This window comes from Acinetobacter oleivorans DR1 (assembly GCF_000196795.1).
GTDB classification, from domain to species: domain Bacteria; phylum Pseudomonadota; class Gammaproteobacteria; order Pseudomonadales; family Moraxellaceae; genus Acinetobacter; species Acinetobacter oleivorans.
Genome location: NC_014259.1, coordinates 301,505 through 319,805 on the forward strand (window position 1 = coordinate 301,505; position 18,301 = coordinate 319,805).

Below are 18,301 nucleotides of genomic sequence, written 5' to 3' on the forward strand. Positions count from 1 at the left end.
TAATGTCGACAAATTTAAAGAAAAATTCTCAATGGCTTTGGGTCGGGGTGATTGCTGCAATCACTGCACTATTAATTGGTTTACTGGTTTTAAATTCAAAAAATAAATCTAACTCTTCTGAAGCATCGGAAGGTCACGGGCATGCTGAAGAAGAGGGTGAAGGACACCACGAAGAAGGTGAAAAACCACTGCTACTCACTGCTCAGCAAATGCAGGAACAAAATTTAAAAATTGAACAAGCTGAATTAGGTGAAGTTCCTCAACTTCAAACTTATCCAGCAAAATTAGTTGTAAATACAGACCGACAAGCCCATGTCTCGCCAAGTTTTAGTGGTCGTGTCGAAGCGGTATATGTTGAATTGGGGCAACAGGTTAAAAAAGGGCAGGCTCTCGCAAGCTTATTGGTTCCAGATCTGGTCGATCAACAAGCAAATTTGCAAATTGCACAGTCTAATCTTGATTTAGCGCGTCAGGACTATGAACGTGAACGTAGCTTATGGTCTCAAGGGATTTCTGCTAAACAAGATTATCAACGAGCTTATAACGCCTATCAACAAGCACAAATTCAAGTGAAAGCAGCTCGCTCACGTCTAAGTGCATTCGGGGCGGGTTCGGGCTCAGGAGGGCGCTATACCTTAACAGCGCCAATTGCTGGGATGGTGAGTAATAAAGATATTGTGGTAGGTGAAAACGTACAGCTAGCAGACCAGCTTTTTATTATTAATCAGCTTGATCAGTTGTGGCTGGAGTTTATTTTACCAAGCACCGCAAATCTGAATTTACAGCCAAATCAGCAGATTGAATTTAAATCTTTACAAACTGGAAATGCATTTAACGCTCAAGTTCAAAGTTTAACAACTGAAGCCGATGCTCAAACGGGGCGTTTACAAGTACGTGCTAAGGTCTTGGCAAATAGTAGTGAATTGCGTCCAAACTTAATGGTTAATGTTGAGCTGAATTCTTCAGGTACAACGCAAAAAGTGACCCGTGTAAAAGCTCAGGCGATTCAACAAGTCGAAGGTAAAGACGTTATCTTTACCCCAAAAATGGTTAAAACAGGCTTTGAATTTGAACCTGTCACTGTGCAGTTGGGGCAACGTTCTAAAGATGGTCAGTGGGTCGAAATTGTAAAAGGTATTAATCCAAGCCAGCGCTATGTGGCAGAAGGTAGCTTCTTGCTGAAATCCGAACTGGAAAAGGGAGAGGCGGAGCATGGACATTAATAAACCTGAGCTACCCAAACCAGAAGGGTTGTTTGATAGAGTTATTCAGTTTGCTATTCAAAATGCCATTTGGGTCATGCTATTTGTACTGACTTGGATTGGAGTTGGGATCTGGAGTTATCAAAAGCTTCCTATTGATGCAGTTCCAGATATTACTAATACGCAAGTCCAGATTAATACTCAAGCCAATGGTTATACCGCTTTAGAGGTTGAACAGCGGATTACCTATCCTATTGAAAATGCGATGGCTGGAATTCCTAATCTGGAACAAACCCGCTCTATTTCACGTTACGGGCTTTCCCAAGTCACCATCATTTTTAAAGATGGAACCGATATTTATTGGGCAAGACAACTGATTAACCAGCGTTTACAAGAGGCGGACGGGCAACTGCCTGAATCAGTTGATCCAGTCATGTCTCCTGTTTCAACAGGTTTAGGTGAAATTTATCAATGGGTGGTAAAAGCAAAATCAGGCGCTAAGAAAGCAGATGGCACAGCCTATACAGCCATGGATTTACGTGAAATTCAGGACTGGATTGTACGTCCTCAATTGCAGCGTGTGAAAGGCGTGGCAGAAATTAACAGTATCGGTGGCTACAATAAAACTTATATTGTGTCCCCTGATTTAAAACGGTTGCAGCAGCTTCAGATTTCAATCAATGAATTTCAAACTGCTCTGCAAGAAAATAATGAAAATCGCGGTGCGGGTTTTATTGAAGAAAACGGAGAGCAACTCACCGTTCGTGTGCCGGGCATGCTAAGTAGTGTTGAAGATATTCAAAACATTACAGTGAGCACCAAAAATGGGTTACCAATTCGCGTGGCCGATGTGGCAAATGTTTCTATTGGGCATGATTTAAGAACAGGAGCTGCAACTTACAACGGTGAGGAAACGGTTCTAGGCATTGCCATGATGATGATGGGAGAAAATAGCCGTACCGTTGCTCAGGCGGTTGATACCAAAATTAAGGAAATTCAGCCTACATTACCTAAAGGTGTGGAAATCGAAACGGTTTATGACCGAACAAGTTTAGTAAACAAAGCAATTGCAACCGTACAGAAGAACCTTGTTGAAGGTGCAATTCTGGTTATTGTGATTTTGTTTATTTTCCTAGGAAATTTTCGAGCTGCTTTAATCACAGCCTGTGTTATTCCACTTTCGATGTTATTTACCCTTACAGGTATGGCTGAACAAAACATTAGTGCCAACCTCATGAGCTTAGGAGCACTTGATTTTGGGATTATTGTAGATGGTGCAGTTGTTATTGTAGAAAACTGTATTCGACGTCTAGCAGAAGCACAGCATGCTTTACATCGACCTCTTACACGGGCTGAGCGATTCAAAGAAGTATTCCTTGCAGCAAAACAGGCCCGTCGACCTCTTATTTTTGGGCAAATGATTATTTTGGTGGTCTATTTACCTATTTTTGCTTTATCTGGTGTTGAAGCCAAAATGTTCCATCCAATGGCAATGACTGTGGTGATGGCATTATTGGGTGCCATGATTCTTTCTGTGACATTTGTACCTGCCGCAGTTGCTCTTTTTGTTACAGGTGAAGTGAAAGAAAAAGAAACACGTTGGATGTTGCTTTTAAAGCAGAAATACCGAGATGTCCTCGATCAGGCTTATCAGCTTAAGATAGTGGTTGTTAGTTTTGCATTAAGTATTTTAGTGCTCACAGGCGTGTTAGCTACCCAAATGGGCAGTGAATTTGCTCCACAACTCAGCGAAGGTGATTTTGCCTTACAGCAAATGCGTTCACCGAGTACTGGGCTCGAGCAATCACTGCGAATGCAGGAAAATACTGAAAAACTCATTTTGAAAAACTTTCCCGAGGTAAAAGCTGTTTTTGCTCGAACAGGAACGGCTGAGGTTGCAACGGATGTGATGCCGCCAAATATCTCTGATGCAGTTATTTTACTTAAACCGCATGATCAATGGCTAAACTCTAAAGAGACGCTGGCTGAGCTGCGTTCACGTATGGAAGCTTTTTTAGCGACATTACCAGGTAATAACAGTGAGTTCTCTCAACCGATCGAGCTGCGCTTTAATGAGCTAATTTCAGGGATCCGGAGTGATATTGGTGTCAAGGTTTTTGGCGATGATATGCAAGTACTCAATGAGCAGGCTCAAGCACTCGCTCAGAAAGTACAAAAAATTTCAGGTGCTACCGCGGTTAAGGTAGAACAAACGAGCGGTTTACCGGTGCTGAGTGTTGAAATTAACCGACCTCTGGCTGCGCAATACGGACTATCTGCAAAAGCCATTCAAGATATTGTGGCGGCAAGTGTCGGTGGACAAAATGTTGGGCAAATTTTACAAGGCGATAGACGATTCGATTTTGAAATTCGCTTAGAAGACCAGCAGCGTACCATCCAAAACTTAGCTCAACTTCCGATTCAGCTACCAAATGGTGGACTGATCCAGCTTCAAGATGTCGCTAAAGTTGAACGTACATCAGGTTTAAATCAGGTGGGACGTGAAAATGGTAAGCGCCGTGTCATTATTACTGCAAATGTAGAAGGCCGTGACTTAGGATCATTTGTTCAAGAGTTAAGAACAACACTCGCAAAAGAACAACTGCCAGCGGGTTATTGGTTGGAATATGGCGGTCAGTTTGAAAATCTAGCGTCAGCTGCTGCCCGAATGAAAATTGTTGTTCCATTGGCGCTTGCTATGATTTTCATTCTACTTATGGCTGTATTCCATAATGTTAAAGAAAGCCTGTTGGTCTTTAGTGGTGTGCCATTTGCTTTGTCAGGTGGTCTTATTGCTCTGTGGCTAAGAGATATTCCGCTTTCCATGTCGGCTGGTGTTGGGTTTATTGCCTTATCAGGTGTCGCTGTTTTGAATGGTCTGGTGATGCTGAGCTTTATTAAAGAGCTTAGAGAAAAATTTGATATTCAAACTGCAACATGGAATGGAGCGATCTTGCGTTTAAGACCTGTACTCATGACGGCTTGTGTCGCGTCACTAGGTTTTATTCCAATGGCTTTAGCAACTGGAACTGGTGCAGAAGTACAGCGACCTTTGGCAACTGTAGTAATCGGTGGCATTATTTCATCTACGATATTAACGCTGGTTTTATTACCAGTTATTTATCGATGGATGAATGAAGGCAAGACGAAAAGTGTTGAACATTCATAATGTCATCGATTTGAGATATCTTTTTTGATGATAGAGTCAATTCAAAAGAGTGTTTGAAAGAGTTAAAGGTAATGGTGTCTTCATTGTTACTTTTAACTCACCATAAAGATAAATAAAAAGGAGTCCGCAAAATGGGTGGACATCATGGTCATGATCATAGTCATGCTGTAGTGACTGAAGGTAATGCTAAGAAGTTAACGATTGCTTTAGCGCTTACGACAACGTTTTTAATTGTTGAAGTCATTGCAGGTTTAATCACACAAAGTTTGGCATTGCTTTCTGACGCTGCGCATATGTTTACAGATGCAGCTGCTTTGGCAATTGCTTTGGTCGCTATTCAAATTTCCAAACGTCCTGCTGATAATAAACGCACTTTCGGTTATCAGCGCTTTGAAATTCTGGCTGCTTTATTTAATGCACTCATGCTTTTTGTGGTGGCAATTTATATTTTATATGAGGCCTATATCCGCTTCTCTAAGCCACCTGAAATTCAAAGTATAGGAATGCTCATTGTGGCGACCATTGGTTTGGTGATTAATCTCATCTCAATGAAAATTCTCATGTCGAGTGCCAATAGCAGTTTAAATGTGAAAGGTGCTTATCTGGAGGTATTGAGTGATGCGCTAGGCTCAGTCGGCGTTATCATCGGGGCACTCATCATTTACTTCACCAACTGGTACTGGGTCGATACGATTATTGCGGTACTGATTGGCTTTTGGGTATTACCAAGAACATGGGTTTTACTTAAACAAAGTATTAATATTTTACTCGAAGGTGTGCCAGAAGAAGTGGATATTGAGAAGTTACGTACAGATCTGCTTTCTTTAAATGGTGTGGAGAGTATTCACCAACTTAAAGTGTGGGCGATTACTTCTAAAAATATCCATTTAACGGTGCACTTATTTGCGCCTCAAGCAGATCGTACCAAGCTCTATCAAGATGCTGTTGAAATGCTTTCTCATGAACATGGTATTGGCGAAGTGACCTTGCAAATTGAAGACGATGCCGAGATCAATTGCCAGCATATTGCTCAACATGCTTCACACGAGCATGATGACAAAGAACATTCACATCAGCATTAAGCTGATGTGAACACTTTTTTAAATTTCCCATTCGTGATTGCAGTCACGGCATTTCCAATGTTTTTGTGACTGCATAAATGCTTGCATAGACAGTTTGAAGTCCGGCAAATCACGCCAAAACATAAAACCTGCTCCTACAGTCACAACAAAAACAACTACTGTTGCAATTTGAAGAGTGCTACCTGCGCCATTGCCAAAAATCCACATAAAAATGCTAATCACAACCAAGAGTAAAAGCATAAAAAGTGCTGGAATTAAGATAGCAAGGCTTTTAGGAACTGCTGGTTTTACGCTGTTCATGCCTTGGCTTACAGGCATGATTTTAACACTTTGACATTGAGGGCAACGATATTGCATGAGAACTCCACATTTAGTTTGAATCTATTCTAACGGAAATGTCGGAAAAGAAAAAAATTTGTAAGATATCGATGACGTGCTATGAGTTAGCAGAAAAATTACTTATGAATAAACAAAGAAATATAAAAAACTGATGATTTATTCGTACACATAAAAATTAAAATAATATTGTAGAGCATGCTAATCTACAGAAAAATGAAGTGTGATTAGCACTATAAATGAGCTTAAATACTCATAAATAGGACGTGGAATAAATATAAAAAGGAGAGAGGGACTTGGGTCAACAAGATGACAATAAGTCGCAGCCTACAACGACAGCATCGGTTTTAGCTACCCCAGATACCGCAAAACCGTCATTATCTCGTCGATTACTGCATAAGACATTGCAACATGCCCAAGATGCAGTTGGGTTTGCTAGCGACACAACACGTAATATTGCAGAGGTTGCTGACGCGGCTTTAGACGCGCTCGATCAAGTGACTACCCACACCAGACGTGGAGTTGTTGGAATGACAAATCTGGCGGCTGGCACTGTACGAGATATGGTGTCTGAAACCAGTGAAACCGCACGCCAAGTTGCATTGATAATGGCGCGTACATTCTTGGGCAAGAGTACCTTAACTTTGTACTTACCTGAAATGTTATTAAATAATCAAATCCGTAAGCGCATTGATCGCTCTGAAATTGATGATATTAAAATTAAGTGCGGCAATGACAGTTTCCAAGTCGAGATCGATGGGCATTATCATCGTTTCATGTACCGTTTAAGTTTAGATTTTAAAGTATTGGAATGTCGTATTGGGCAAGAAAAATTTTTGCGCCTACGTCAAATGGATGAAAGTCTTGATGTCCAGATTCGTCATGGAGGAACGCTGTCAAACTGGGCTGTGCGCCGTATTGGTCGAGTTGGTTTTGAAGTCGTAAATATGTTACCCATCCCATCACTTATTAACCATTTGATTGGTGATATTCCGGGTATCCAGCGTGATGGCCACCGGATGTGGTTTATTGACCTAGAGCAGGCAGGATTTATTGACTTTATTAATAACCGATCTTGGATGGTTGAAAAGCTTTTGAGTCTGACAGATTTTAGTATTTTACCTGGTTTGAATATTTTGAGAGAAAGTCGAGAGTTGGTCCAACAATTGGTAGATCAATTTGAAATTAGAGGACTACGGGTACAGTCGGGGCGCCTCGAAGTACAAGTGGGAATTGCAAGCTCATAGAGCATAGTAAAAGCTGATCATTGATTGGCTTTTTTTAGGTAAAAAAAAGCCACTGACGTTATGCAGTGGCTTTTTAGAATTTGGCGTCCCTACGGGGATTCGAACCCCGGTTACCGCCGTGAAAGGGCGATGTCCTAGGCCTCTAGACGATAGGGACATATGTGAGGCATACATCTGAAAAAATTATTGGCGTCCCTACGGGGATTCGAACCCCGGTTACCGCCGTGAAAGGGCGATGTCCTAGGCCTCTAGACGATAGGGACGTTTCAGAGGTGGGCGTATATTAGGTCGATTTAATAAAAGTGTCAAATAGTTTTCTGAAGAAATATTAAAAAAAACAGTCAACCGATTAAAAATAACTCTAATTGTGGAAAATATATACATTTATCCTTCATTTTTCTGAAAAGGCTCAATAATTGCCTTTATAACAGACGGATGTTGTAGATAACCTAAAATCTCATGCGGCTGGTTGGCAAAGGTATAAATTTTCTGATTAATAATTGGAGGATCAAAATTAAATGGGGCCTCACATAGTGGAAATGCAGTTAGAAAATCGTCTTGAGAGTAAAAATTAAACCAATCACCGTGAATACATGATGGCCTAACAATTGGAATCGGAAGCTTACTTTGAATTACGCGAAAAGATAAAGGAGAAGCTAACGTTATAAATCGTTTAATTGAGAACCGATATGCAGGATTTGAAAGGAGGTTAAAGGCAATAACCGAGCCGAGAGAGTGCGCAACGACAATATAATCTTCATCTTCTCGCATTTTCTTTAAAATCCGTTCATTTACTTCCTCCATAAATTCAGGATTAGATAAGTACATATAAGTCTCAATCAGAAACTGTTGTATCAAGCTCTCATGTAATTTAGGGAAGTTATTTAACAGAACAACCAACTCTTTGAGTAGGCGGTCTTTTACGAGCTGAGAGGTCAGATAGATTCGTTCTGAAAAGCTTTTTTCAGCGGAGTCAGTTGCTGGTAGCAATAAAGGAACAAATGGAGTGTGCTCTTTAGCAGGGGGATTATGGGGATGTAAATGAATGGGTAAATAATTATTTAAAAATGACTTAGGTAATAACGTGTTGAGGTCTAATTGATTGCTTAATCGATATTTAGTCATTAGGTCGCCATAAAATGGCATATGAATATGAAGATCGCGCACGTTAACTTTGCAAGGCATCTGTTTTAGGCCAAGCTTAAATACTTTTAGCCAATGCTCTTTTAAGCGATGAGCAGTGTAATTCTGTTGATTCATCCCGTGGATAAATATAATTTTCATTCTATACAAGGAATTGTTTTTAATATAAATTTTAATCTACAACGGTACGTTATATAAAACCAGTATGTAGGCAAAAAAAAGTGTAGCTTTTTGCTACACTTTAATTCAATCAAAGCGAATTAGGTTTTATTGCGGTAAAAAATAAAATAGCTGACATAACATAAAGCTGTAAAAATAAGACAGCCCACAAAACCAGCACGCATTTCAGGGTCTGCAGCCATACTTAAGCAAGTAATAAAGCAGAAAATAAAACCTAAAATTGGAACGATAGGGAATAATGGAGCGGCATATTGTAAGTCTTTAACAGTATGGCCAGATTTGTACCATTGGCGGCGGAAATTGAACTGACTTAAACAGATGCTCATCCAGACAATAACCATGGTAAAAGCAGCTACACCGAGTAGATTCTTAAAAATAGTCTCTGGTGCAAATTGCTCTGATAACAAACCAGGAATTGCTCCAAACATTGTTACAACTAGAGCAACAATAGGTGTCCCACTTCTTGAAAGTTTAGAGAATACGCTAGGTAATAATTTTTGTTCTGACAGTGACCACATCATACGTGAAGCAGCGTAAAGTCCTGAGTTTGCTGCTGAAAGCAGAGCGGTAATAATTACAAATCGAATAATGTCATCCGCATATGGAATGCCAATATAATTAAATACAGTAACAAATGGACTGCTACTTACGCTTTCACCGCCTAAACCTGCAAGCTGGAAGGGAAGCAAAGCGCTAATAACAATAATGGTACCCACAAAGAAAATAAGAAGACGCCAAATCGCAGCATTAATTGCTTTGGGTACATTCTGAGCTGGATCTTTGGTTTCACCTGCTGCTACGCCAATTAATTCTGTGCCTGAGAAAGCAAAGTTAACAATCAGCATGGTGGTGAAAATAGGAATTAAACCATGTGGGAACCAGCCTTGCGCTGTAAGGTTACTAAATAGCGGTGCAGTTTGGCTGCCATGAAAAGGAATTAAACCAAAAATTGCTAGTAGGCCGAGCACAATAAAAGCAATCACGGTAATGACTTTAACAAGAGCGAGCCAAAACTCAGACTCGGCAAAAATGCGAGTTGAACTAATATTTAAGCCAAAAATAGTGATTGCAAAAACAATTGTCCAGATCCACATTGAAATATGTGGGAACCATTCCTGCATGAGTAATGCCGCAGCTGTGAACTCAGTTCCAAGCGTTGCCGTCCAGGTCAGCCAGTACATCCAAGAAATCATATAGCCAGTACTAGGACTAATATATTTTTTGGCATAAGCACCAAAAGAGCCTGAAACAGGCATGTGTACAGCAAGCTCTCCTAGGCAAAGCATGACCATATAAGCGATCGCGCCACCAAGTATATAGGCAATAATTGCGCCAATAGCTCCAGTTTGTGAAATGACTTCCCCTGAACCTAAAAATAGACCAGTTCCGATAGCTCCGCCTAGTGATAACATCACAAGATGGCGAGTACTCATGGCTCTTTTTAAAGGTGCAGTACTGTTCTGATGCTGATGAGCATCTAGTTGATTGTCAGATGGCTGCATATTACACATTGAGAGAATTAAGAAAGACGCTATTTTAGATAAAATAGACAAATGTGCAATCTAGAAAGAGATAAAGAATAAACAGTAAGGTGACGATAGAGTCTTTTTATAATTTTTAAAGCAGAATATGGCGTCCCTACGGGGATTCGAACCCCGGTTACCGCCGTGAAAGGGCGATGTCCTAGGCCTCTAGACGATAGGGACTTGATGAGGCAAACACAAAGGAGCGTGGTGGAGTCAAGCGGGATCGAACCGCTGACCTCTACAATGCCATTGTAGCGCTCTACCAACTGAGCTATGACCCCAGTTTGTGTGAGCGCAATATTAGGGGGGATGCGCTCACACGTCAACAAAAAAATGAATTAAGCTTCGCTAGTTGCTTCATTTTTAGGCAATTTTAGGCTCTCATTGAGTTTTTCCCAATTTTTAACTTCTTTCTTGCTTGGTCCACCCACAACTTCTAAGGCACGGCGTAAACGAGCAAAAGTTAAATCAGGTCCAAGGGTCACCATCGACTGCATTACAGGTGTTGAACTAGTTGAACCTGCAATTGCGATAAAGAACGCTGGCATGAAATCGCGTAATTTAATCTCCATCTGGTTCGCAAGATCCATTAGGGTCTGACTAACAGTGTCGTTATTCCAAGTAAACTGGCCTTCAAGACGCCAAATTGCAAATTGCAGACTTTGACGAACCTGTTCTTGAGTCAATTTTTTGCTTTCAAACATTTCAGCGGTAATTTGTGGCATATGGTTAAAATAGAAACCAGCCCAATTCACAGCTTCTGAAAGTAAATTAATACGCGGTTGAATGGCAGCTGCAATATCTTCTAAAGTGCTGCGATCACTTTTCCATGTTAATAAACGGTCTAATAATTGGCCAGGTGTTAAACCTTTGATCCATTGACCATTTAACCAATTCAGTTTTTCAACATCAAAAATTGGGCCACCTAGTGAAACACGTTGAATATCAAAGCTATCCATCATGTCTTGTAGCGTAAATACTTCACGCTCATCTGGCATTGACCAGCCCATACGGCCTAAATAGTTTAATAAGGCTTCTGGTAAAACGCCGATATCGCGGTAGTAGTTAATTGATGTCGGATTCTTACGTTTAGATAATTTTGATTTATCTGGGTTACGCAACAATGGCATGTGACAAAGTGTCGGCATTTCCCAACCAAAATATTGGTAAAGCAACTGATGCTTCGGTGCCGATGGAAGCCATTCTTCACCACGTAATACATGAGTGATTTCCATTAAATGGTCATCGACCACATTCGCTAAATGATAAGTCGGTAACCCATCATTTTTAAGAAGAACTTGCATGTCGACTTGTGCCCAAGGAATTTCAACTTCCCCGCGTAATAAGTCATTAAATTTACAAATACCTTCTTCAGGTACTTTCATACGGATGACATGGGGTTCGCCCGCTTCCAAGCGACGAGTCACTTCTTCTTGAGAAAGTTTTAACCCGCGACCGTCATATTTTGGTGTTTCACCGCGTGCTTGTTGTTCAGCACGCATCTGGTCTAGTTCTTCAGCAGTAGCGAAACAATAAAAAGCATGACCTTTTTCAACAAGTTCTAATGCGTATTGCTTATAAATTCCCATACGTTCAGATTGGCGATACGGTGCATGAGGACCACCTACATCTGGACCTTCAGACCAATTTAGACCTAACCAACGCAATGAATCCAAAATCATTTTTTCAGATTCTGGTGTAGAGCGAAGTTGGTCTGTATCTTCAATTCTTAAAATGAATTCTCCGCCATGTTGTTTCGCAAAACACATGTTAAATAAAGCGATGTAGGCAGTGCCGACATGAGGAAAACCGGTAGGAGAAGGTGCAATACGAGTACGAACTTTCATAGGTAATGGGTCAAAATAAAAATTGAAACTATTATAACGAAAAAGCCCAGTATTCTGACGTTTTATTTAACGTCAGTCTGGGCTAAAACTGAAACGAAGAGGGGGTGTTTCAGATTTTAAGAAGCATGCGGCTGGAAGATTGCCTGAACAAAACGTGAAAAACGTTCGTGTTGTGCAGCAAGAAAATTTTGAGTCGGTGTAACGCGAATAGTATTGAGTACCTTAAGCTCATCATCTGAAGAAGGTAATACAATAGGATTACGTTTCTGTTGATCTAAAGCTTTTTCAATAAGCGAAGTCTGCTTATCTGACCCAGTTTTATTTGGGGTATCTTTAAGTACTGCTGCTGCAGAAAATTGTGATGCTAAACCCAGCACCAAACTTAAGCTTAACGCTTTTCCATAATGAATTTTCATTATTAATCATCCCCTCAGTTCATTACATTTCAACTATTTTTTGAGTTTAACGAAATGTAAAATTACGGTAATGCTACGATTTAAACATAAATCTTAATAAAAAAGTGGAACTGTGTCACACTTTTTACAAAAATTATCTATATTTTAATCTGGTCGACCCCAATGTAGGTCATGTGTATCCTTTACGCTTCATTATTTAACAAATTAATGTGTAGATAAAGTGAAGGCCCTCATTAAGTTGTAAGCATAATTACAAAAAATTTCAAAAATGAAATGATTTAGGCATCTTAAGCTATATATTTTAAAGAGATTAATAAAAAATATATTAATATAAGTAATTGATTGTAAATTATAAAATTAAAAATATAGTAAAACTAAAACCAATGATGGATTTTGTAAATGAAAAAAATATCAATAATGGCTGTAGCAGTGTACTTGGGAATGGCAACAGCAGCTCAGGCCGCCACTTCTTTTTTAAATGTTTCTTATGATCCGACCCGAGAATTTTATCAAGAATATAATCAGGCTTTTGGGAAGTTTTGGAAACAGCGTACAGGTCAGGATGTTGAGTTTAAACAGTCGCACGGTGGATCTGGTAAACAAGCTCGGGCAGTAGCTACGGGTCTTGAAGCCGATGTTGTAACGTTAGCGTTAGCGAATGATATTGATGAGATTGTGAAAGCAGGTTTTATCCAACCGAATTGGCAAAAAGAATTTCCAAATAATTCTGCACCTTATACTTCGACTGTTGTATTCCTCGTGCGGAAAGGTAATCCGAAAAATATACGTGACTGGAATGATTTAACAAAACCAGGTGTGGAAATTATCACTCCTAATCCTAAAACAGGGGGCGCACCGCGTTGGATCTATTTATCGGCATGGGGTTATGCTTTAAAGCAACCGGGTGGAAATGATGCCAAAGCTCGTGAGTTAGTTAAAAAACTTTATCACAATGTAAAAGTACTTGATTCGGGAGCACGTGGTTCGCTAACAACATTTGCTGAGCGTGGAATTGGTGACGTTTTATTATCATGGGAAAATGAAGCTTTATTGGCGACTAAAGGACCTGATAAAGATAAATATGAAATCGTTTACCCATCAATTTCAATTTTGGCAGAGCCTTCCGTCGCAATTGTAGATAAAACCGTAGATAAAGATGGCAACCGAACATTAGCAAAAGGCTATTTGAACTTTTTATATTCACCGTTAGGGCAAGAGTTGGCGGCTAAACATTATTTCCGACCACGCAATGCGCAAGTGGCTGCTAAATATGCAGCACAATTCCCAAAAATTAAATTATTTACAATTAATGATGTTTTTGGTGGCTGGGCTAAAGCTCAAAAAACTCACTTTGCAAATGGGGCTGTCTTCGATCAAATTTACGATGGGAAGCAATAATTAATTAAGCTTTTGCTTAGAGCCGCTTATTTAACAACTAAGCGGCTCTTTGTATTTTTTAGATTAATTTAAAAATTACCTAATCTTTTTACTAAAGTGTTGATAAAGATATTAATGTAGCGGTCTACATCATCTTTGAAAATCATATATTGTAAAGCTAGCCCATAACTTAATGATACGAGCTCTATAACAATAGAATCATAGTCATCAGGTTCAGTTATCTCCGTTAAAGAAAAGAATTGCTTCATAATCTTCGTTACTTCTTGTTGATGAGTTTTCCAAACCTTTTGATACTCCTCGGCGAAGGTAATATCACGTGCAGCAAACAGTTGTAGTTCTATTGATATTTTAAGCCATTCATCGTTTGTAAAAAAAGCGGTCAGCCATTGGCGCAATGAATCAATGAGTTGTTCCGTATTTGAAGGGGTGCTGGTAAAGATTTCTTGTAGCTGTAAATTTTCTTTAGCGAATTGAAGCTGCATTAGCTCAAGTAAAAACTCTTCTTTATTGTTGAAATTCGAATAAAAGGCACCTTGAGTATAGCCTGCCTGTTTGGAAAGATTCCTGATAGATACCGCGTTATAACCAAATTCAGAAATGAGAGCAAACCCAGCGTCAATGAGATGTTGTCGAGTTTGTATCTGTTTTTCATTGCGAGAAAGAGTCATAAGAGTCAGATAAATAATAATTGAGATATCACTTGATATCTTAATTTTTATGAGATATTTTTGCTACATATTTATTTCAGATATCAACTGATATCTTATTGTGCGACAATAAAGGCACTATATGTCTCAAGTCTCTAAACGTATTGTAGTTATCAATGGTCATCCATCCGATACTAGTTTTAATCATGCATTAGCTCACAACTATGTAGAGCAGGCAAAAACATTAGGTATTCACGTAGATCTAATAGAAATTGCCAAGTTGGGTTTTGAACCTAATTTAAAATATGGTTATGAGAAACGAATGGAATTGGAACCTGATTTAATGAATGCGCTTGAAAAAATTCAGGCTGCTGATCATTTGGTATGGTTCTTTCCAGTGTGGTGGGGAGGGCTTCCGGCTATCGCTAAAGGTTTTATTGACCGACTCTTTTTACCGAATCTCGTATTTAGTTACCGAGAAAACAGCAATCGTGTTATTGGGCATTTACAGTCAAAAACAGCACGACTGATTACGACTTTAGATCAGCCGGGTTGGTTTTATCGTTGGTACTATGGTGAGCCAAGTACTCGACAACTTAAAAAAGCGACTTTGCAATTTTGTGGGGTGAGTAAAGTTAAAGTTAATTATGTTGGAACAGTGCGGGGCGCAAGTTCAGACCAACGGCAAAAATGGTTAAATCAAATCGGTAAATATGCAGAAAAAGATTGCCAGCTCATCTCGTCCTAAGGTAAATCGGCGGGAGTTTTTAACAAAATAAGCCTAAAGAAAAAGAGAATTTTTAAATAAAGAATTTAATAAAAAAGTTTTATTAATTCGTATTTAACTCTAGAAAATTATTCTTACTTTCTTATTTTGCTTAAAAAGTGCTAACAAAACGGTTTTATCTATGAAAAATTAATATTTTCCTACAAAAAGCCGTTTGGCGTTGGTCATAAACAAGGTGATAATGTGCAGTTACATTTTTACGCAATGATTTAACACCTATGTCGCATATTTCTGTCTTACTTTTTGAGACCGTTGAGAGCTTATTGGCAGATCGCACAACAGGGGTGTATATCGATGCAACCTTCGGAAGAGGTGGGCATACACGTTTATTGCTCTCTAAACTTGATGAAAATGCACGAGTGTATGCATTTGATAAAGACCCTCAAGCACTGGAAGTTGCTGCTGCTTTGGCACAAGAAGATCCAAGATTTACGATCATTCATGCGAGTTTTGCTGATATCAAAGAGAAGATGCAGGAAATTGGCGTGATGAGTGTTGATGGCATTATGGCTGATCTGGGAGTGTCATCTCCTCAACTTGATCAGGCAGAACGTGGTTTTAGTTTCATGCAAGATGGTCCGTTAGACATGCGAATGGATAATTCTAAGGGTTTAACTGCGGCCGAGTGGTTGCTTGAAATTGAAGAAGAACAATTAGCAAATATTATTTATCAATATGGTGAAGAGCGTTATAGTCGACGTATTGCTAAAGCCATTAAAAATGCTGGAAAACTAGATACAACTGCTCAATTGGCGGAGCTTGTAAAAACAGCCCATCCAAAATGGGAAAAACATAAACATCCAGCGACACGTACATTTCAGGCTATTCGTATTGCTATTAATAAAGAGCTCGAAGATATTGAAGTGTTTTTGCCGCAAGCTGTAGACTTACTCAAACCGGAAGGACGTTTGTCTGTTATTAGTTTTCATTCTCTTGAAGACCGACTGATTAAGCAGTTTATTCAAAAAGAATCTACGTTAGCAGAAGATTTCGGTTGGGGAATGCCGGAGCAGCGGGTAGATACAAGAAGATTAAAGAAAATTTCACGGGTTCGTGCGAGTGAAGAAGAAGTAAAAGCGAACCCTCGATCACGTAGTGCATGGCTTCGGGTTGCTGAACGCTTGGAAGAAAAAGGCGCGTAATGAAAAGCAGTGATGAAATCGCAACCACAGAAAACAAAGTGGTGAAAAAAGTTGTGGTGTATACAGTCTTGGTGGCACTTGTTTTTATAAGTGCCATGATGGTGGTATTTCAAGTATTTGAATATCGTCATGATTATAGAGAGCTTAGCTCTTATATGCGTGAACGTGATGATCTCAATGCTGAATGGGGGCGTTTGCTCATTGAGCAACAAACCTTTGGTGCAACGGCACAGATTGGTACACGTGCTGTAACTCAGCTACGGATGTTTTCTCCACCGGCTGCAGAAACGGTGGTAATTTCTTTACCAATGACCTCAGAGCAAAATAAGTAAGGCCTTGCTGTATGGTAGATAAGCGAACAAAACAAACACGGAAAAAACAGCAGTCTATTTCGGAAAAACCAACTCTTGCCTTTGATATGTGGCGGTTTTATCTGCTCTGGGCAGTAGTGTTACTCTGTTTTGTTGTTTTAATTGCACGTGCATTTTATGTACAAGTAATTAATAAGGATTTTTTACAAAACAAGGCCAATGCCAATATTTTGCGTACTGAGCGTGTGGAAGCTATGCGTGGCGTGATTAGTGACCGCCATGGTGTGCCTTTGGCAATTAGTACACCGATCATGAAAATCGTAATGGATCCGCGTGATTATTTTGATACAAAGCATTTATATGACCAAATTACAGCGGAATTAAAGAAAGATCCGAACAATCGTAAATTAAAACGACAATTACCCGATAAAAACTTAAATCTTGATGAGTTGGCAGATGTCGTTGGTTTAGACCGTGCCGATCTTAAAAAGCAGATGAATGCTCGACCGCGTTCTCGTTATCTGGTTTTGAAAAAAGAAATACCACCGCAACAGGCAGACCTTATTACGAAAGGCAACTTTCAAGGCGTGTATGCCGAGAAAACTTATAAGCGCTATTATCCTCAGCCCCAGCCAAATGCCCAGATTATTGGTTTAACCAACAGTGAAGGCCAAGGGATTGAAGGCTTGGAAATGCAGCTTAATAAACAGCTGTCAGGTGTGGATGGTGAGCAAAAAATTATTCGTGATAAACGCGGAAACCGCTTAAAAGTTTCAGAGGTTATCCGTGAGGGTGAGCCAGGCGAAAATATCACTTTAAGTATCGACTCTCGTTTGCAATACATTATGTATAGAGAGCTGACCGCAGCTGGTGTTGCAAATAATGCCCGTTCGGCAACTGCAATTGCTGTAGATGTTAAGACTGGTGAAATTCTTGCAATGACTAGTTGGCCGTCATATAACCCGAATGATAAAAACGGTTTGTCTAATAAAGATGCTATGCGTAACCGCGGTGCGATTGATATGTTCGAACCGGGTTCAACCATGAAGCCATTTACAATTTCTTCTGCATTAGAAACTGGGCAATATACGCCTAACACGATTGTAAATACTTCTCCAGGTTCAATGCGTTTAGGTTGGCATACGATTCGTGATACCCATAACTATGGTGCTTTAACTGTTAGTGGCGTCATTATCAAATCTTCAAACGTGGGTTCTGCAAAAATTGCATTGTCGCTTCCAAAAGAAACACTACCAAGCTTCTTTAATCGTGCTGGTTTTGGTAAACGCTCAGCTGTGAAATTTCCGGGGGAAAGTTCAGGTTTAGTGCTTCCAGTAAGTAAATTGAACTCTTCTCAAATTGGTACCATGGCTTATGGTTATGGCCTAAACGCAACTATTCTTCAGTTGGCGCAAGGCTATGCAATGCTTGCAAATCATGGCGTAAAAATGCCTCTAAGCTTGCATAAACTCGATCAAGCACCTAAAGGGGAACAAGTTCTTGCTCCAAAAATTGCTGATCAGGTTTTGCTTATGTTAGAGCAGGTTACGATGCCTGGTGGTACTGCAAAGCAAGCTAATATTCCGGGTTATCGCGTTGGTGGTAAAACAGGTACAGCTCATAAACTTCGTGCAGACCGTAAAGGTTATTCAAATAATGAATACCGTGCTTTATTTGCTGGTGTTGCGCCAATTAGTGACCCACGTTTAGCTGTTATTGTCGTTGTTGAAAACCCACAAGGCCGTTATTACGGTGGTTTAGTTGCGGCCCCTGTTTTTGCGCGCATTATGCAAGAATCATTACGTTTAATGAATGTGCCGCTTGATAAGCCCCTTGATACTTCAGTAAATCCTATTCGCAGGTAAGCT

The 18,301-nt window shown here is 39.8% G+C and carries 15 protein-coding genes and 4 tRNA genes; 9 read left to right on the top strand and 10 right to left on the bottom strand.

Translation table 11 applies throughout. The features are described from left to right. Window positions 1-2: 2 nt before the first annotated feature. From AOLE_RS01400 to AOLE_RS01410, 3 genes are all read left to right on the top strand, one after another. Window positions 3-1,223 carry an efflux RND transporter periplasmic adaptor subunit gene (locus AOLE_RS01400; protein ID WP_013196682.1) on the top strand — a complete coding sequence of 407 codons (1,221 nt, stop codon included), beginning with the start codon at window positions 3-5 and terminating at the stop codon, window positions 1,221-1,223. Continuing rightward, window positions 1,213-4,371 (top strand): efflux RND transporter permease subunit, encoded by a 3,159-nt coding sequence (locus AOLE_RS01405; RefSeq protein WP_013196683.1) that lies wholly within the window; start codon window positions 1,213-1,215, stop codon window positions 4,369-4,371. The genes AOLE_RS01400 and AOLE_RS01405 overlap by 11 nt, the downstream gene beginning before the upstream one ends. Before the next feature lie 131 nt (window positions 4,372-4,502). Continuing rightward, complete coding sequence (locus AOLE_RS01410; RefSeq protein WP_013196684.1) at window positions 4,503-5,453, top strand: cation diffusion facilitator family transporter; 951 nt, start codon at window positions 4,503-4,505, stop codon at window positions 5,451-5,453. 18 nt (window positions 5,454-5,471) lie between these two features. Here the strand turns inward: AOLE_RS01410 and AOLE_RS01415 are convergent, their stop codons facing one another. Then, window positions 5,472-5,810 (bottom strand): membrane protein, encoded by a 339-nt coding sequence (locus AOLE_RS01415; protein ID WP_005300922.1) that lies wholly within the window; start codon window positions 5,808-5,810, stop codon window positions 5,472-5,474. A 275-nt stretch (window positions 5,811-6,085) separates the two neighbouring features. On the opposite strand from AOLE_RS01415, the gene AOLE_RS01420 reads away from it, so the two are divergent. Beyond that, window positions 6,086-7,036, top strand: a complete 951-nt coding sequence (locus AOLE_RS01420; protein WP_005300925.1) for a hypothetical protein — start codon at window positions 6,086-6,088, stop codon at window positions 7,034-7,036. Between the two features lie 81 nt (window positions 7,037-7,117). Here AOLE_RS01420 and AOLE_RS01425 read toward each other — a convergent pair. From AOLE_RS01425 to AOLE_RS01460, 8 genes are all read right to left on the bottom strand, one after another. Continuing rightward, window positions 7,118-7,193 (bottom strand) — tRNA-Glu (locus AOLE_RS01425). A gap of 30 nt (window positions 7,194-7,223) precedes the next feature. Further along, window positions 7,224-7,299 (bottom strand) — tRNA-Glu (locus tag AOLE_RS01430). A 121-nt stretch (window positions 7,300-7,420) separates the two neighbouring features. Continuing rightward, complete coding sequence (locus tag AOLE_RS01435; protein WP_023274367.1) at window positions 7,421-8,320, bottom strand: hypothetical protein; 900 nt, start codon at window positions 8,318-8,320, stop codon at window positions 7,421-7,423. A 119-nt stretch (window positions 8,321-8,439) separates the two neighbouring features. Then, window positions 8,440-9,861 carry an amino acid permease gene (locus AOLE_RS01440; RefSeq protein WP_013196686.1) on the bottom strand — a complete coding sequence of 474 codons (1,422 nt, stop codon included), beginning with the start codon at window positions 9,859-9,861 and terminating at the stop codon, window positions 8,440-8,442. Between the two features lie 128 nt (window positions 9,862-9,989). Continuing rightward, window positions 9,990-10,065, bottom strand: a tRNA-Glu gene (locus AOLE_RS01445). Between the two features lie 25 nt (window positions 10,066-10,090). Further along, window positions 10,091-10,166 (bottom strand) — tRNA-Ala (locus tag AOLE_RS01450). Between the two features lie 57 nt (window positions 10,167-10,223). Next, on the bottom strand, window positions 10,224-11,732 hold the full coding sequence (gltX, locus tag AOLE_RS01455) for a glutamate--tRNA ligase (protein WP_004789843.1): 1,509 nt from the start codon (window positions 11,730-11,732) through the stop codon (window positions 10,224-10,226). Between the two features lie 116 nt (window positions 11,733-11,848). Beyond that, window positions 11,849-12,148, bottom strand: coding sequence for a hypothetical protein (locus AOLE_RS01460; RefSeq protein ID WP_005300933.1), 300 nt, complete (start codon window positions 12,146-12,148; stop codon window positions 11,849-11,851). A 399-nt stretch (window positions 12,149-12,547) separates the two neighbouring features. On the opposite strand from AOLE_RS01460, the gene AOLE_RS01465 reads away from it, so the two are divergent. Continuing rightward, complete coding sequence (locus AOLE_RS01465) at window positions 12,548-13,546, top strand: sulfate ABC transporter substrate-binding protein (RefSeq protein ID WP_005044064.1); 999 nt, start codon at window positions 12,548-12,550, stop codon at window positions 13,544-13,546. 68 nt (window positions 13,547-13,614) lie between these two features. Here the strand turns inward: AOLE_RS01465 and AOLE_RS01470 are convergent, their stop codons facing one another. Beyond that, window positions 13,615-14,214 (bottom strand): TetR/AcrR family transcriptional regulator, encoded by a 600-nt coding sequence (locus tag AOLE_RS01470; protein WP_013196687.1) that lies wholly within the window; start codon window positions 14,212-14,214, stop codon window positions 13,615-13,617. 121 nt (window positions 14,215-14,335) lie between these two features. Between AOLE_RS01470 and AOLE_RS01475 the strand changes: the two genes are divergently transcribed. The 4 genes from AOLE_RS01475 (at window position 14,336) to ftsI (ending at window position 18,298) form a co-directional block, all read left to right on the top strand. Continuing rightward, window positions 14,336-14,941: an NAD(P)H-dependent oxidoreductase gene (locus tag AOLE_RS01475; RefSeq protein ID WP_013196688.1), complete on the top strand. Its 606-nt coding sequence runs from the start codon at window positions 14,336-14,338 to the stop codon at window positions 14,939-14,941. Between the two features lie 257 nt (window positions 14,942-15,198). Further along, the gene (gene rsmH, locus AOLE_RS01480) at window positions 15,199-16,122 is read left to right on the top strand and encodes a 16S rRNA (cytosine(1402)-N(4))-methyltransferase RsmH (RefSeq protein ID WP_005300940.1); all 924 of its coding nucleotides are present in this window, start codon (window positions 15,199-15,201) and stop codon (window positions 16,120-16,122) included. Beyond that, window positions 16,122-16,454 carry a cell division protein FtsL gene (gene ftsL / locus AOLE_RS01485; RefSeq protein ID WP_004789835.1) on the top strand — a complete coding sequence of 111 codons (333 nt, stop codon included), beginning with the start codon at window positions 16,122-16,124 and terminating at the stop codon, window positions 16,452-16,454. The genes rsmH and ftsL overlap by 1 nt, the downstream gene beginning before the upstream one ends. An 11-nt stretch (window positions 16,455-16,465) precedes the next feature. Beyond that, entirely contained in the window at window positions 16,466-18,298 is a 1,833-nt protein-coding gene (gene ftsI, locus AOLE_RS01490; RefSeq protein ID WP_005300944.1) for a penicillin-binding protein PBP3, read from the top strand. Window positions 18,299-18,301 lie beyond the last annotated feature (3 nt).